The following is a 14,934-nucleotide window of genomic DNA, read 5'->3' as shown; positions in this document are numbered from 1 at the left end:
CGCGTCCAAGACAGCTCAGCCGTAAGCCGCGCTCGCCCGCACGGCGCCGGGCTCGGCCACGTCGAGGCCGGCCGAGACGTATTCGTTGAGCTTGTTGCGCAGGGTGCGGATCGAGATGCCGAGGATCTTGGCCGCGTGGGTGCGGTTGCCGAGGCAATGGTCGAGGGTGTCGAGGATCAGGTCGCACTCGACCTGCGCCACGGTCCGACCGACCAGGCCGCGGGTGGCGGCCTCGGCGGCTTGCACGGCGCGGCCGGCGGGCCCTTCCGTGGCGATCGACTCGCCGTCGGGGGACAGGATCGCGTCGGGGCCGATCTCGGGCCCGGAGGCCAGAAGGACCGCCCGGTGCAGGGTGTTCTCGAGCTCGCGAACGTTGCCGCGCCAGGGGTTCTTCAGCATCAGCGCCCGCGCCTCCGCGCTGAGCGGCCGGGCCGGCACGCCGTTCACCTCGGCGTATTTCCGGGCGAAATGGGCGGCGAGTTCCAGGATGTCGGCCGGCCGGTCGCGCAGGGCCGGCAGCTTCAGCGAGACGACGTTGAGCCGGTAGAACAGATCCTCCCGGAACGTGCCCTTGCGGACTTCCTCCATCAGGTTGCGGTTGGAGGTCGCCAGCACCCGGATATCGACCCGCACCGGGGCGGTGCCGCCGACCCGGTCGATCACCCGCTCCTGGAGGGCGCGCAGCAGCTTCGACTGCAGGCGGACATCCATCTCGGAGATCTCGTCGAGCAGCAGGGTCCCGCCATTGGCCTCCTCGAACCGGCCGATCCGCCGAGCGACCGCGCCGGTGAACGCACCCTTCTCGTGGCCGAACAGCTCGGATTCGAGCAGGGCCTCGGGGATCGCCGCGCAATTGACCGAGACGAACGGCTTGCCGGCCCGGTGGGATTTCAGGTGGACGTGACGCGCCAGTACCTCCTTGCCGGTGCCGCTCTCGCCGGTGATCAGCACCGAGGCCTCGGAGGGGGCGACCTGCTCGGCGAGCTTGACCACCCGCTCCATCGACGGGTCGCGCCAGACGAAGGCGGCGCGGTCGGAGGCGACCGCCTCCAGCACCGCCGCGATCAGCTCGGGATCGGGCGGAAGCGGGATGTACTCCTTGGCGCCGGCCCGGATCGCCGCGACGGCGGTCTGCGCGTCGGCCGAGACCCCGCAGGCCACGACCGGCGTGCGGATGCGCTCGGCTTCCAGCGCGTCGACGAGATCGCGCACCTCCAGCGACACGTCGATCATGATCAGGTCGGCGCCCTTGGCGCGCAGGACGTTGAGGCCCTGCGGGATCGCGTCCGCCTGCGTCACCGAGGCGCCGCGCCGCATCGCGATCTTGGAGGCGGTGATCAGCTCGCCGTTGAGCCGCCCGATCATCAGGAGCCGCATGGTTCGTCCCTCTCAAATGTCGTGGCGTGAGGTGCAAGCCGCCTCGCAAGGCGGCGGTCTCCCGCGCAAAGTCCCAAAAAAATCATTCGCCCTTGACGATCTCGGTCATCGTCACGCCGAGCCGGTCCTCGACGAGGACGACCTCGCCGCGGGCGACGAGTCGGTTGTTGACGAACACGTCGATCGCCTCGCCGACCTTCCGGTCGAGTTCGAGCACGGCGCCGGGGGCGAGCCGGAGCAGGTCGCCGATCGGCATCCGCGAGGAGCCGAGCACCGCCGAGACCATCACGGGCACGTCGAACAGCTGCTCCAGGTCGGCGGCCGTCTTCGGGGTGGTGGGCGTGTCGCGGATCGAGCCCGCGGCGTAGTCGGGATCGGTGTCGCCGAGCTGGGGCAGGCTGAAATCGTCGGACATCCGGGCTCCTTAGGCGGTCGGGGGCAGGCCGAGGGCGTCGGCGACGGCGGCCTCGATGCGGGCGCGCTCGCGGACGATGCCGCCGTCGGCCCATTCGATGCGGGCGTCGCCCGCCTGCATCTCGGGATCGCCCAGCACCACGAGGCGGCCCTCGTAGCCGCGCTCGCGGGCGAGTTTCTTCACCAGGGCCTCGGCGTCCTCGACGAGGCCGTCATGCACGCGGACCACGAGATGAGGCACGCCGCGCAGGTGCTGGAGCGCCGTGCGGGCGGCCTCGCCGATGCTGGCCAGCGGAGCGGCGTCGAGGGCGTCGCCGGCGACCTTCCGGGCGATCAGCACGGCGACCTCGACCGCCTGCGCCTCGCGCTCGGCATCGTGGGCGTCGGCCCGGGCGAGGAGGGCGGCGGCGGCCTGGGCCAGGTGGCTCAGCGCGGCGGTAAGCCGGCCCTGGATCTGGGCCTCGGCCTGGATCAGGCCCTCCTGCACGCCGCGCGCATGCGCCTCCACCTCCGCGCGGGCCGCCGCCTCGGCGGCGCGCTGGGCCGCCGCGCTCGGGCGCGGGCTGCGAAAGTCGGTCTCGAACAGGAACGGCTTCGCGATCTGGGGCGACGAGGCGTTCAATAGACCAGCTCCTCCTCGGCGCTGTTCTTGGCGATCATGATCTCGCCCTTCTCGGCGAGGTCCTTGGCGACCTCGGTCATCTTCGTTTGCGCCTCATCGACCTCCTTGAGGCGGACCGGACCCAGCGACGCCATCTCGTCCGTGAGGTTCTTGGCGGCCCGGGTCGACATCTGCTTCATGAAGAAGGCCCGGGTCGGCTCGTTGGCGCCCTTGAGCGCCCGGCACAGGGTCGCGCCGTCGATCCTCTGCATCAGGGTCTGGACGCTGCCCGGATCGAGCTTCAGCAGATCCTCGAAGGTGAACATCAGCTCGCGGATGCGCTTGGCCGAGCCGCGATTGGCCTGGTCGAGGGCGGCCAGGAACCGGCCCTCGGTCTGGCGGTCGAAGGCGTTGAACACGTCCGCCATCATCTCGTGGGCGTCGCGGCGCTGGGTCTGGGCGATGGTCGAGACGAACTCGACCCGCAGGGTCTCCTCGATGTGGCGCAGGGCCTCCTTCTGCACCGTCTCCATGCGGAGCATCCGGTTCAGGACGTCGATGGCGAATTCCTCGGGCAGGATGGTGAGCACCTTGGCGGCGTAGTCGGCCCGCACCCGCGACAGCACCACCGCCACGGTCTGCGGGTACTCGTTGCGCAGGAACGAGGCCAGGATCTCCGGATCGACCTGGGCGATCGAGGCCCAGACGCGCTTGCCCGAGGCGCCCTTGATCTCGGCCATGATCAGGGAGACCTGATCGCTGGGGAAGATCTTCAGGAGCAGCGCCTCGGTGCGCTCGAAGTTCGACGAGATGCCGCCGCTGTTGCTGAGCTTCGTCACGAACTCGATGATCAGCCGCTCGACGGTGGCGACCTCCAGCGTGCCGAGCTGGACCATCGCGTGGCTGACCTTCTTGACCTCGTCCTCCTCCAGCATCTGCCAGATCGGCGCGCCCTCGGCCTCGCCGAGCATGAGCAGGAGCGCGGCCGCGCGCTGCGCGCCGGGCATCGCCGCGAAGGCGTCGCCGCCCTCGGCCGTCAGGGAATTCGCCAGTCCTGCCGCCATCGTTCGTCCCCGATCCTCGACGCGCTACTCTTCCTGGATCCAACCGCGCAGCACCTCGACGGTCTCGGCCGGGCTGGCCCGGACCATGTCGACGACGCGCTGCACGGTGTCGGCCTGGATCTGGCCGTTGATCTTGGCGAACTCCATCAGCCGGGCGGTCGGGCTGTCGCGCTCGATCATCGTGACCGTGGCACCCGCGGCCGCCGCGGCGGCGGCCTCGGCGAGGGTCGCGGGGGCGGCCAGGACCGGCGGGGCCGGGACCGGCGCCAGCACCTGCCGCACGAGCGGCCGCACCACCGTGAGCAGGACGATCAGGGTCAGGAGCGCCAGCACCGAGAGCTCGGCCATGCGCAGCACGTCCTCCTTGGTCGGCGCGAGCAGCGACTCGATCAGGGTCGGCTCGGTGAATTGCGGCACGCTCGGCGCCTCGGCGAAGCGCAGGTTCACCACCTCGATCTGATCGCCGCGGGCCTTGTCGAAGCCGACCGCGCTGCGCACCAGGGCGGTGATCCGCTCGATCTCGGCGGGCGGGCGCGGCGTGTAGGTCTGCTTGCCGTCGGGGGCGATGGCGTAGATCCCGTCGACCACCACGGCGACCGACAGGCGCTTGACCCGGCCGCCCTCGGCGATCTCGGTCTTTGTGACCTTCGAGATCTCGTAGTTGGTGGTCTCCTCGTTCTTGTTGGTCGCATCCTTCGGGGCCGGGGGCTTGTCGCCGCCATTGGCGCCCGGCAGCTCGTTGCCGACCGTGACCTGGCCGTCGGCATTGCCGGTGACGGCCGATTCGGTCCGGGTCTGGGCCGAGCGCACGACCCGGCTCTCCGGGTCGAAGGTCTCGGAGCGGCTCTCGATCCGGTTGAGGTCCAGCTCGGCATTCACCTGGACCCGGGCACGGCCCGGGCCGACGATGCCGGCCATCACGTCCTCGATCTGGCCGCGCAGGCGCCGCTCCAGACCGATCTGCCGGTCCTCGAAGGCGCTCGCAGCGTTGGGATCGGCGTCCTTGGCGCCGTCGGCCAGCAGCCGGCCGCGCTCGTCGACGATCGAGACCCGCTCGGGCTTCAGGCCCTCCACGGCGGAGGCCGCGAGGTGCCGGATCGCCCGCACCTGCCCGGCATCGAGCTCGCCCATCAGCTTCAGCACGATGGCGGCGCTCGGGGTCTCCCGGTCGCGCTCGAACAGGCGCCGCTCGGGCAGGACCAGGTGGACCCGGGCCGCCTGGACCCGGCCGATCGCCCGGATCGACCGCGACAGCTCGCCCTCCAGGGCGCGCAGGTGGTTCACGTTCTGCACGAAGTTGGTGGACGAGAACGCGTCGCCCTTGTCGAAGATCTCGTAGCCGACGCCGGCCTGGACCGGCAGGCCCTTGCCGGCGAGGTCCATCCGCAGCCGGGCGAGGTCGGCCCGGGGCGCCATGATGGTCTGGCCGGTATCGCCCTTCGATTCGTAGCGGATGCCGCGGCTGTCGAGCTCGCGGATCACGGCGGCCGAATCCTGCATCGTCAGGTCGGAGAACAGCACGCCCATGTCGGGGCGCGAGACCCGCAGGATGATGAAGGCGAAGAAGCCGATGAGGGTCAGCGTCACCGCCGCCATGGCGGCGATCCGGGCGGGTCCGAGCTTCGTGACGAGATCGAGGACCGGCTTCACGGGATGGTTCGCTGCACTCTAACGCTGGCGGCGCCCGACGGGCCGCCCGGCAGAAATTGCCCAGCCCATGGTTAGCGGGGCGTTAATGCCGGGCGCCGTACGGGCGTTTAAGATGGCCCTGGAACGGAACGAAGCCGCATCCGGGGTGCGGAAGCGGCTTCGGACGGCTTTTTTGGGGGATCGGGCCGCACGGGGCGCGATCCCGACTCCCATCGGCTCAGTGCCGGTAGTGCTGGATCCGGGTCGTCCGCAGCCCGGCCAGGCCGTGCTGGTCGATCGAGAACTGCCAGCTCAGGAATTCCTCGGTGGTCAAGGTGTAGCGCTTGCACGCCTCCTCGAGACTGAGGAGGCCACCGCGCACGGCGGCCACGACCTCTGCCTTGCGCCGGATCACCCAGCGGCGGGTGCTCGGCGGCGGAAGATCCGCGATGGTCAGAGGAGAGCCGTCGGGCCCGATCACGTATTTGACTCTCGGGCGGCTGGGTTCGGTCATGATACGCTCTACACTCGACTGACCTGTCGAGCGTTGAAGGTACTTGCCTCCGCTTAAGAGATGTTGAAGCGGATCACTCGGATATGATTCGTCAGGTGCCACTTGTGGACAACCCTATGCTTTGGACGCTGCTGAGCGGAACTTTCTGGGAGCCGATCATCAGGACCGGCGCCGCGCCGCTGAGGTCGACCGAGTCCACCGTCCCGTTGAGGCTGGTGTCGACCGCCACGTTCGCGCCGGTCGTGTCGGAGGCCGAGACCTTGATCGAATAGGCCCCGTCGGGCGCGGTCAGCCCTGCCGAAGTCTTGCCGTTCCAGCTGTAGGTTTGGCTGCCGGCGGTGAGCGACGTGGTCTGTGTCGCCACGACGTTGTTCTTGGAATCGAGGATCGTCACCACCGCCTTGGGGGCGGCCCGGGCGGGTGTCAGCGTCCAGGATGCCGAGCCCTTGGACAGCTGGGACGCGCTGCCATCGGCCGTGATGCTCTTGCCGATATAGCTCGTGGCCGAGGCGGAACTCGCCGATTTCGACGCGGTCAGGATGCTGTCGAGGCGATCGTTGGACTTGAGCTGCTGCTCGACGCCCGCGAACTGGACCAGCTGCTGGGTGAACTGGTTGGTATCCATCGGGTCGAGCGGGTTCTGGTTCTTGAGCTGCGTGGTGAGCAGCGTCAGGAACTGCGTGAAGTTGCCGGCGATCTCGCTGGCATTGCCGCTCGCGGTGGCGCTCGACGCTGTGGATGACGTGTTGGTAACGCTGGATATGCCGGAGGTCATGCGGCTCGCTCCCGTGGCGCGTCGGGGCTGACAGCCGGGACGCGTGATGTTTCGATGTGGTCGCGCATCGCGCTAGATCCGGATGTCGAGGCCGCCGTAACCGCGCAGCCAGCGCGTCGGGGCGGTCTCCTGGGGCGCCTCGGCGCGATCCTGCGCCCAGGCCGTCTGGCCGCTCCGGGGCGCCTCGCCCTGGCCGCCGCCCGCGCCGCCCTGGGCGTTGCCGTCGCTGCGCAGCGACAGGTTGAGCCCGCCCGCGGACGGATCGAGCCCGGCCTGGGACAGGGCCTGCTGCAATTGGCCGGCATCGCGCTGGAGCATGGCCAGCGTCTCGGGCCGCTCGACAACCAAATGGGTCGTCACCGTGCCGCGGGCCTTGTCGATCTCGAGCTTGACGTCGATCCGCCCGAGTTCGGCGGGGTCGAGCCGGATCTGGAATTCGCTCGACCCCGCAAGCGAGCGCAACCCGATGGTCATCGGCACCTGGCCGATCGGCACCGCCGGATCCACCGGGGCCTGCGCCTGGGTCGGGGTCGGCGCGGCGGCCTGCGTCGCGGCGGTATGCGTCCCGGCCGCCTGCGGGGCGAGAACGGATGCGTCCGGATTGCCCTGGGGCAGGGCTGGGGCCGGCGCCTGCAGGCCCGCGGCCGCGCCCTGTCCGTTCCCCTGGCCGGCATCCGCCAGGGCGGCCATGAAGTCCGAGCCGGCGGACGCGCTTGAAGCCGCCTCCGTCCCCGCGGGATCAACCGCACCGGCCTTGACGGCCTCCACCGGGCTCGCGCCCTGGCCCGAAGCCCGCAGAGTTGTGGGCGCCACGCCCATCTTGGTCCCGGCGCCGGCCGAAGCCGCGGCGGCATCGGCGATGTCGGCATGCGCCGTCGCTGAACCCGCCGCGCCCGAACCCGCGGCACCGGCGCCGACCGCTCCGGTCGCCCCCACTTCTCCGCTCTCTCCACCGGCCGCGGCGCCGCCGGCCAGGACGGGGGCACCCTTGACCAACTCGGCCAGCAGGGCCTGCAGCGTTCCCGGCACCGCTGGGCTCGCCGGCTGAGGTGCTGTCTGCGGCGGCGCCTCGCTCGGCACGGCTTCGATCTGGGCGGTCTCGGTGGCGGCTGAATCACCCGCTTTCGTGTCGGTCTTGGCGGCATCGGCGGCCGTCGCATCGGTTGCGGCATTCGGCGCGGAGGCGCTGGCCGTATCGGAGGCCGGCTGCGCCTTCGGATCCGTGTCCCGGGCAGCCCCGGCGGGGGTGGATGTCGAGGCTTTCGCCGGAGCCTGCGCCCCGGCGCGGGTCATCGATGTGTCAGACCGCGTGTTCGCAGGCGTCGCGGTCTGAGCCTGCGCGTGGGGCTCCGGCGGCTTGGCGGGATTGGTGGGTCGGGCGTCCGGCCGGGCGGTGGCGCGGGACTTCGCGGCATCGGCCGCATCCCGCGCACGCTCAGAAGCGGTGCGGGCCGCGTCGGCTTGGCTGCGCTGGGTTTCGTCGCGGGCGCGGGTCGCCGCCGCATCGTCCCGAGCCCGGGCCGCGCTCAGCGCCGCGCCGAAACGATCCTGCGACGAGTCGCCGGATCGGGCAGCAACACCCGCCGCATCCCAGCTCGATCGCGTGGTCGACGCCGCGCGGGCGGACGGAATCCACCCGGTGACATCCAACCGATCCGCTGCACCGCTCGCCATGCTGGGGCTCCTCTCGAAGGGAGTTGAGCAAGGGCCAGGCCATTGGGGCGGTTGGATAAGTGGCTGACGGATAATGGTTTTTGTCGCGCCGCTCTCGGGTGCCGGATATCGTCCGGGTCCGAAGCTGCCGCGCGCCCGGCAGCATTTGCCGGGTGGGGGGCACTCGATTGCTGGGTCAGGCAGGCCGGCAACGACACCCGCGCCTCCCTCCCATCGCAGCGGGCTGTGATGATCACCATCGTTACTTTGGAGACGGGACGTGCCCCCTCTCCCGTGCGGGAGAGGGTTGGGGTGAGGGACCAGGGTCTTCCGGAGAGGTCGCATCCCTCACCCTGTCCCTCTCCCGCACGGGAGAGGGGACTTGCGCGTCCTCCGGAAACCTCTGGTTCCTTTAGGCTGCAGTGAGGGTGGACGGCGCTTGCTGCCGGGATTGATCCCACGCCTCGCACCGCGCCCGCGCAAACCGGCTCGCCCCCGTCAAAAAACGCCGCCCTGGAAAGCCAACCCGACTCCCGCTATAGACGGGCCGTGCAGCCGAGACGCCTTTCAGCCGGCGGCGGCGGACCCTTGCGATGAACGCCCTCGACCTTCCCAAGCCAGCCCACGAGACGCGCGTCGTCGTCGCCATGTCCGGCGGCGTCGATTCCTCCGTGGTCGCGGGGCTCCTGAAGCGGCAGGGCTTCGACGTGGTCGGGGTCACGCTCCAGCTCTACGACCACGGCGCCGCGACCCATCGCAAGGGCGCCTGCTGCGCCGGCCAGGACATTAACGACGCCCGGGCCGCGGCCGAGCATCTCGGCATCCCGCATTATGTCCTCGATTATGAGGACCGGTTCCGCGACGCGGTGATCGAGAAATTCGCCGAGAGCTACCTCGCCGGCGAGACGCCGATCCCCTGCGTCGAGTGCAATCGCACCGTGAAGTTCCGCGACCTCCTGGGTCTCGCCCGGGATCTCGACGCCGACGCCCTGGCCACCGGCCACTACGTGGCGAGTCGCGCCCTGCCGGAGGGCGGCCGGGCGCTCCACCGCGCGCTCGATCCGGCCCGGGACCAGAGCTACTTCCTGTACGCGACGACAGCCGAGCAACTCGCCTACCTGCGCTTTCCCCTGGGCGAGATGTCCAAGGTCGAGACCCGGGCGCTCGCCAAGGATCTCGGCCTGTCGCTCGCCGAGAAGCCGGACAGCCAGGACATCTGCTTCGTGCCACAGGGCCGCTACAGCGACGTGATCGCCCGCCTGCGGCCGGACGCGGCCCGGCCCGGCGAGATCGTCGACCTTGCCGGCCACGTCCTCGGCCGGCACGACGGCATCGTTCATTATACGGTCGGCCAGCGCCGGGGCCTCGGCCTGTCGGGCTCCGAGCCGCTCTACGTGGTACGCCTGGAGCCGGACACCGCCCGGGTGGTGGTCGGCCCCCGTACCGCCCTGGCGACGACCCGGATCCGCCTGTCGGACCTCAACTGGCTGGGCGAGGGCCGGCCCGAGTCGGTGCGCGACCTGCCCGTGGCGGTCCGCGTGCGCTCGACCCGGCCGCCCCGGCCGGCGACGCTCAGCATCGGTCCGGACGGCACCGCTGAGGTGGTGCTGGCCGAGCCCGAGGATGGCGTATCCCCGGGTCAGGCCTGCGCGATCTACGGCGACGACGGCCCCCGGGCCCGGGTGCTCGGCGGCGGCACCATCCGCAGGGTCGATGCGTTGTCGGCCCGGCCCCGCGAAGCCGCCTGATCTCAATCTCTGGATAGTCTGAACGATGCTGAGCGAGCCGCAGATGGCCGGGCCGAGCACGGCCCTGATGCGTAAGGCCTATGCCCGCTGGGCCCCCGTCTACGACGTGGTCTACGACAAGCTCACCGAGCCGGCGGCCCGCGCGGCCGTCGAGGCGGCGGCCGAGCACGGTCCGCGGATCCTGGAGGCCGGCGTCGGCACCGGGCTGGCGCTGGGCTACTACCCGAAGGCGAGCTTCGTCTGCGGGGTCGACCTCTCCGAGGACATGCTCAAGCGCGCCCGCGCCAAGGTGAAGCGCCGGAACCTGGCTCACGTGAAGGGCCTGCAGGTGATGGATGTCTGCCACCTCGGCTACGCCGATGCGAGCTTCGACGCCGTGGTGGCGCAGTTCCTGATCACCCTGGTGCCCGACCCCGAAGCCGCGATGTCGGAGTTCCTCCGGGTGGTCCGGCCGGGCGGCGGCATCGTGCTCGCCAACCATTTCGGCCAGAGCGACGGCCCGCTGGCCCGGGTCGAGGAGGTGGTGGCGCCGCTCTGCACCAAGATCGGCTGGTCGTCGGACTTCAAGGCGACCCGGATCGAGGCCTGGGCGCGGCGCAACGGCGTCGAGGTGCTGGGCTTGAAGCCGACCTTCCCGGGCGGCTTCTTCAAGATCCTGCGGATGCGCAAAGCCGGGTGAGCGAGGCCGGATCAGCCCCCGTCCCCGAGGGCCTCTGGAAGCGGCTGCGGCGCTGGCTGCCGCTGGTGCTGCTGCTCTGCATCTCGGCGGTCGTGCTGGTCTCGGGGGCCGCGCAGCTCCTGAGCCTCGACCGCCTGCTCGCCTCGCGGGCTTGGCTGCACGGCTTCGTCGAGGCCGGGTTCGTGCGCGCCCTGGTGGCGGCCTACCTGCTCTACGTCATCTCCGTGGTCGTTTCGGTGCCGGCCACGCTGATCCTGACCATGATCTGCGGTTTTCTGTTCGGGATCGTGCCGGGGGCGCTGACCGCAGTCTGCGCCGCCACCACCGGGGCGGCGATCGTGTTCGCCATCGGCAAGGGGCCGGGCGCCGACCTGCTGCGCCGGGTCGGCGGGACACGTCTCGCCGCCTTCACGGACGGGTTCCGGCGCGACGCCTTCGGGTACATCGCGGTGATGCGGCTGCTGCCGCTGTTCCCGTTCTGGATGACGAATCTCGCGCCCGCCGCCTGCGGGGTGAAGATGCGGATCTTCGTGCTGGCGACCTTCCTGGGCCTGCTGCCGGGCGCGCTGGTCTACGCTACCACCGGCGCCGGGATCGACGACGTGGTCGCCGCCCACGAGACCGCCAAGGCCGCCTGCCTGGCCTCGGGCGCGCCCGGCTGCGACGAAGCCCTGACCCTGCGGGCGCTGATTACGCCCAAGATGGTGGCGGGGCTGGCGATGCTGGCGCTGTTCGCGCTGGGGAGCGTGTTTCTGAGCCGCCGGTTTCGCCGGGCCTGATCCGGGTCGGTCGGGAGACTTGCGGCGGTGCTTAACGGCTTTGCGCGGTTGGATAGACCGCACCAGAACCGAAGGCTGGCATCGAGATCCGTCACGCTGAGTTCCGGAACGAGGGCGGCGAACCCGCCCTGCGGCGCGGCACCCGATCCCGAGGACGCCGCCCTGTCGGCCGGATTGGCCAGCGGCTTCTCGTCGGCCATCACAACCCCCAGGAACAGACCGGCTCCCCCTTCAGAGCCCCATCCGGTCAGACTGGATCGGACGCAGATGGGACGAGCCATCGAGAGATGTACTTACCGCGATTCGGACCCGAGCCCGAGTCTCGCCCGCCGTCCAGTGCGGCTCACTCCCCACCCTCCTCCCCGCCCAAAGACCATTCCAGCACCCGCGCCAAGTGATCATACGCCCCGTACTGGCTGGCATATTGCGGGTAGGGCCGGGCCGTGTAGGCGGCTTCGCCGGTGAGGAAGCGGGCGATCAGGCCCTTCAGGCGGGTGGCGTGCTCGGCCACGATCGCGTCGACGCTGCGTTCCTCGCCGCGGGGCGGTTTCACCGGGGCCGGGACGAACGGCTTCCTCCCGCCCGAGGCATGGACGTAGAGCAGGTCCGGCGTGGTCTTCACCGGCGGCAGGCCGTCGAAGGCGCCGTGCATCAGCATCGCCGCCTCCAGGGTGAGCTGCGGCGAGAATCCCGAAAAAATCATCTTCGCCGAGGGCGGCGTGCCGGTCTTGTAATCGACGATGCAGGCGCTGCCGTCCGGGCGCAGCTCGATCCGGTCGGCCCGGGCGCGCAGGGTGAAGCTCTCGCGGCCTAGGGGGATCACCCAGCGACCGGACACCTCCGGGTGGATGCGGCGCAAGACTGGCCGGCGCTCCGTCTCCCAGGTGAGATAGGCCGCGGCCATGCGCTCGTAGCGCGGCCACCACTCGGCGTAGAGTTCCGGATAGGTGTCGGCGATCTCGCCGAAGGCGTTGGTGGCGATGGCGAAGAGATGCTCCTCCGGCCGCCCGGGCAGGCCCTCCGGATGGGCACTGGCGAACTCCGAAAAAATGTCGTGCACCAGGGAGCCGCGGGTGGCGACGCTCGGCACCGCGGCCAGCGACTCCAGGGGATCGAGCCCGAGCACGTGGCGCGCGAAGATGCTGTAGGGGTCGCGGACCAGCGTCTCGATCTCGGTGACGCTGAGCGAGCGCGGGAACAGGGCCGGGTCCGGCTTCGGCGCCGGGCGCTTCAACCGCTTCTCGGGCGGGGCGGTGTCGAGGCGGGCGGCGAGACCGGTGAAGCGCCGTCCGGCCGCCAGCACCGCCTCCCAGCGGGCGTCGCCGGAAAGCGCGCGCAGGCGCTGGATCAGGCGCGACGGCACGGTCGGCGAGCCCTCCCGCTTGAGCGCCCGGGTGATCACCGCGTCGCGGCAGCCGAGCGCCTGCACGAAGTCGTGCGCCATCTGGCCGATCCGGCGCTCGGGCGGGTTGAGGCCGACCCGCTCGCGCATCGGCCGGTTGAGGAAGGCGTCGGTCAGGGTCCGCACCGGCCAGACGCCCTCGTCGAGCCCGCCGAGCACCACTCGGTCGACCGAGAGCAGCCGCGCCTCCAGCAGGCCGAGGATGCGCAGCCGCGGATGCGGCGCCTCGCCGGAGCAGCCGACCAGGCGCTCCCGGGCGAGCGAAGTGAAGAAGGTCGCGTAATCGTCGAACCGCCCTGGCATCAGGCCGGGCTCGGCCATCTCCAGGTCGTCGAACAGGGCATCGAGGCAGGACAGGGAGCCGTCCTCGACCGCATCCGGGGCATCCTCCGGGCCGGCGAGCAGCCAGTCGCAGGCGGCGCGATGCCGGGCGGCGGTGGCGACGAGATCGCACTCGCCGGCCCCGTCCGGGCCCGGGAAGTCGGCGAAGACCTGATCCAGCCGGTCGAGCAGGGCCGCGGCGAGATCCCAGTCGATATCCTTCAGGCGGCGCTTGGCCCGGGGGCGGCGCTCCAGAGGCCCGACCCGCTCGGCCGCCAGAGCATTCCGCAGCCCGGAAAAACCCGGGGCCGGGACGGGGCCGCGCAGCAGCCCGATCTCCAGGGCGGCGGCACCGCGCACCACATCGGACCGGGCCAGGCCCAGGCGGACCATCGGGTGCGACAGCAGCGCGATCAGCCGCGCGGGGATCGCGTCGGCCTGGTTGCGGGCGAGGTCGGCGGCCAACTCCGCCGTGAGCCGGGCGAGCCGTCCGGCGGGGCTTCCGGCCAGCGCCAGCCCGGCCGAATCCTCGGCGACGATGCCCCAGCGCAGCAGTTCCACCGCGACCCGGCCGGCGAGCCCGCGATCGGGCGTGACCAGGGCCGCGGTGGCGCCGGGGACCTGAAGGGTCTCGCGCAGGGCGAGCGCCGCGACCAGGGCCTCTTCGCGCTCGTCGGCGGCCTCGGCCAGAGCGAGCCCCGTCAGGCCGGTTTCGGCGACCGAGTCCCGCTTCTCCGGGTCGAGATCGGCCCAGGCGTCGGTGGTGTCGGCCGGGCGCAGGGCCTGGGACAGCAAAGCGGCCCGGGCCGCCTGGCCGGCATCGGGATCGCCCAAAGCCACCACCTCCGCCCGCGACAGGGCGAGATTGTCCGCCCCGAGCAGCCGGTGCAGCACCGCCTGGGGGTGCCCGTGGGCGATCACCCGGGAAAACCCCTCGCCGGTGTCGATGCCGGACCAGCCGGCTTCGTCGAGGTCGAGATCGAGCCCGGGCAGCACCACGGCGCCCCGGGGCAGCTTCGCCACCGCCGCGATCAGCCGGGCGGTGGCGGGCACGGAGCCGAGCGAGCCGGCGACGACCACGGGATCCGTCGGCGCGGTCCGCGCCAGGCGCTGGCCCTCGGCGAGGACGAGGCCGCGGGCGCGGGCGACCGGATCGGATAGGCCGCGCTCGGCCAGGAGTTTTGGCCAGTTCTCGGCGGCGATCTTCACGAAATCCAGGGTCAGGCCGAAATAGCGCGAATACTCGGCCTCCACGGCGGCGCCGATCTCCGACCAGGGCAGGCCCTCGACGGTGAGCGCATCCATCAGCCGTTCGAGATCGCCCGCCAGCCCGACCGCGTCGGCGGGCGAGGACGGCACCAGGAACGGCACCTCGGCATCCAGCGGCAGCAGGGTCCGGTCGACCGACTTCGCCCAGGCCTGGACCAGGCGGGCCAGGATCAGCCGGCGCTCCAGCGGCGGCATCGGCGTGCTGAGCGGATCGTTGTCCTCCAGCAGCGGCTCGGAGGCGAGGTCGAGCTCGGCCTCGTCGGCCTCGCCGAGGGGGATCATCCGCGGCAGCAGGGCCGCGTAGCCGGGCGCGCCCCGCTCATGCGCTCTTTGGCCGAGCCGGTCGGCCAGGATCGCGCCGAGCGCCCGCGCCGCCCGGCGCTTCGGCAGGTAGATCGTGACCGCGGCAAGCGCCAGCGGATCCTCCGCCACCGGCCCGACCAGCCGGCCGGACAGCAGCGCCTCAGCCAGCGTCGGCAGGAACGGGACGCCCCGGGTGATGGTGAAGACGGCCTGCCGCTCTGACATGGAGCGCCTTTTACGCGGGCTCGGCGGGTCGGGACAGGGGCGTGCGACGACGACGAACGCGTGCCGTCATTGCGAGCGCAGCGAAGCAACCCAGCGCAGCGCGCGATCCCCGGACGTAGCGTTGCCCTAGGTTGCTTCGCTGCGCTTGCAATGACGGTGGGCGGTGAGAACCTATGCCCCC

At 71.3% G+C, this 14,934-nt stretch carries 12 protein-coding genes; 3 read left to right on the top strand and 9 right to left on the bottom strand.

Features of this window, described 5'->3' with window-relative positions; genetic code table 11:
* Window positions 1-15 precede the first annotated feature (15 nt).
* From MKL20_RS31655 to MKL20_RS31620, 8 genes are all read right to left on the bottom strand, one after another.
* A complete protein-coding gene (locus MKL20_RS31655) occupies window positions 16-1,377 on the bottom strand; it encodes a sigma-54-dependent transcriptional regulator (RefSeq protein ID WP_243963213.1) in 1,362 nt (453 codons plus the stop codon).
* A gap of 82 nt (window positions 1,378-1,459) precedes the next feature.
* Entirely contained in the window at window positions 1,460-1,792 is a 333-nt protein-coding gene (gene fliN, locus MKL20_RS31650) for a flagellar motor switch protein FliN (protein WP_058194015.1), read from the bottom strand.
* 9 nt (window positions 1,793-1,801) lie between these two features.
* Window positions 1,802-2,413: a FliH/SctL family protein gene (locus MKL20_RS31645; RefSeq protein ID WP_244040006.1), complete on the bottom strand. Its 612-nt coding sequence runs from the start codon at window positions 2,411-2,413 to the stop codon at window positions 1,802-1,804.
* On the bottom strand, window positions 2,410-3,456 hold the full coding sequence (locus MKL20_RS31640; protein WP_243963215.1) for a flagellar motor switch protein FliG: 1,047 nt from the start codon (window positions 3,454-3,456) through the stop codon (window positions 2,410-2,412). The genes MKL20_RS31645 and MKL20_RS31640 overlap by 4 nt, the downstream gene beginning before the upstream one ends.
* Before the next feature lie 24 nt (window positions 3,457-3,480).
* On the bottom strand, window positions 3,481-5,106 hold the full coding sequence (gene fliF / locus MKL20_RS31635; RefSeq protein ID WP_244040005.1) for a flagellar basal-body MS-ring/collar protein FliF: 1,626 nt from the start codon (window positions 5,104-5,106) through the stop codon (window positions 3,481-3,483).
* A gap of 217 nt (window positions 5,107-5,323) precedes the next feature.
* Complete coding sequence (locus MKL20_RS31630; protein WP_007569077.1) at window positions 5,324-5,599, bottom strand: DUF1153 domain-containing protein; 276 nt, start codon at window positions 5,597-5,599, stop codon at window positions 5,324-5,326.
* A 91-nt stretch (window positions 5,600-5,690) separates the two neighbouring features.
* Window positions 5,691-6,374, bottom strand: coding sequence for a flagellar hook assembly protein FlgD (locus MKL20_RS31625; protein WP_244040004.1), 684 nt, complete (start codon window positions 6,372-6,374; stop codon window positions 5,691-5,693).
* Window positions 6,375-6,446: 72 nt separating this feature from the next.
* Window positions 6,447-8,048 carry a flagellar hook-length control protein FliK gene (locus tag MKL20_RS31620; protein ID WP_244040003.1) on the bottom strand — a complete coding sequence of 534 codons (1,602 nt, stop codon included), beginning with the start codon at window positions 8,046-8,048 and terminating at the stop codon, window positions 6,447-6,449.
* A 572-nt stretch (window positions 8,049-8,620) separates the two neighbouring features.
* Between MKL20_RS31620 and mnmA the strand changes: the two genes are divergently transcribed.
* From mnmA to MKL20_RS31605, 3 genes are read left to right on the top strand one after another with little or no spacing between them, the layout of a single operon-like run.
* The gene (gene mnmA, locus MKL20_RS31615; RefSeq protein ID WP_244040002.1) at window positions 8,621-9,775 is read left to right on the top strand and encodes a tRNA 2-thiouridine(34) synthase MnmA; all 1,155 of its coding nucleotides are present in this window, start codon (window positions 8,621-8,623) and stop codon (window positions 9,773-9,775) included.
* Between the two features lie 25 nt (window positions 9,776-9,800).
* Window positions 9,801-10,454, top strand: a complete 654-nt coding sequence (locus MKL20_RS31610; RefSeq protein WP_147857268.1) for a class I SAM-dependent methyltransferase — start codon at window positions 9,801-9,803, stop codon at window positions 10,452-10,454.
* Complete coding sequence (locus MKL20_RS31605; RefSeq protein ID WP_244040001.1) at window positions 10,451-11,233, top strand: TVP38/TMEM64 family protein; 783 nt, start codon at window positions 10,451-10,453, stop codon at window positions 11,231-11,233. The genes MKL20_RS31610 and MKL20_RS31605 overlap by 4 nt, the downstream gene beginning before the upstream one ends.
* 343 nt (window positions 11,234-11,576) lie before the next feature.
* On the opposite strand, the gene addB is transcribed toward MKL20_RS31605, so the two are convergent.
* The gene (gene addB / locus MKL20_RS31600; RefSeq protein WP_244040000.1) at window positions 11,577-14,753 is read right to left on the bottom strand and encodes a double-strand break repair protein AddB; all 3,177 of its coding nucleotides are present in this window, start codon (window positions 14,751-14,753) and stop codon (window positions 11,577-11,579) included.
* Between the last annotated feature and the right edge of the window lie 181 nt (window positions 14,754-14,934).

Source organism: Methylobacterium sp. E-066, assembly GCF_022829635.1.
GTDB lineage: Bacteria > Pseudomonadota > Alphaproteobacteria > Rhizobiales > Beijerinckiaceae > Methylobacterium.
This window is presented reverse-complemented; position numbering and strand designations above follow the sequence as displayed.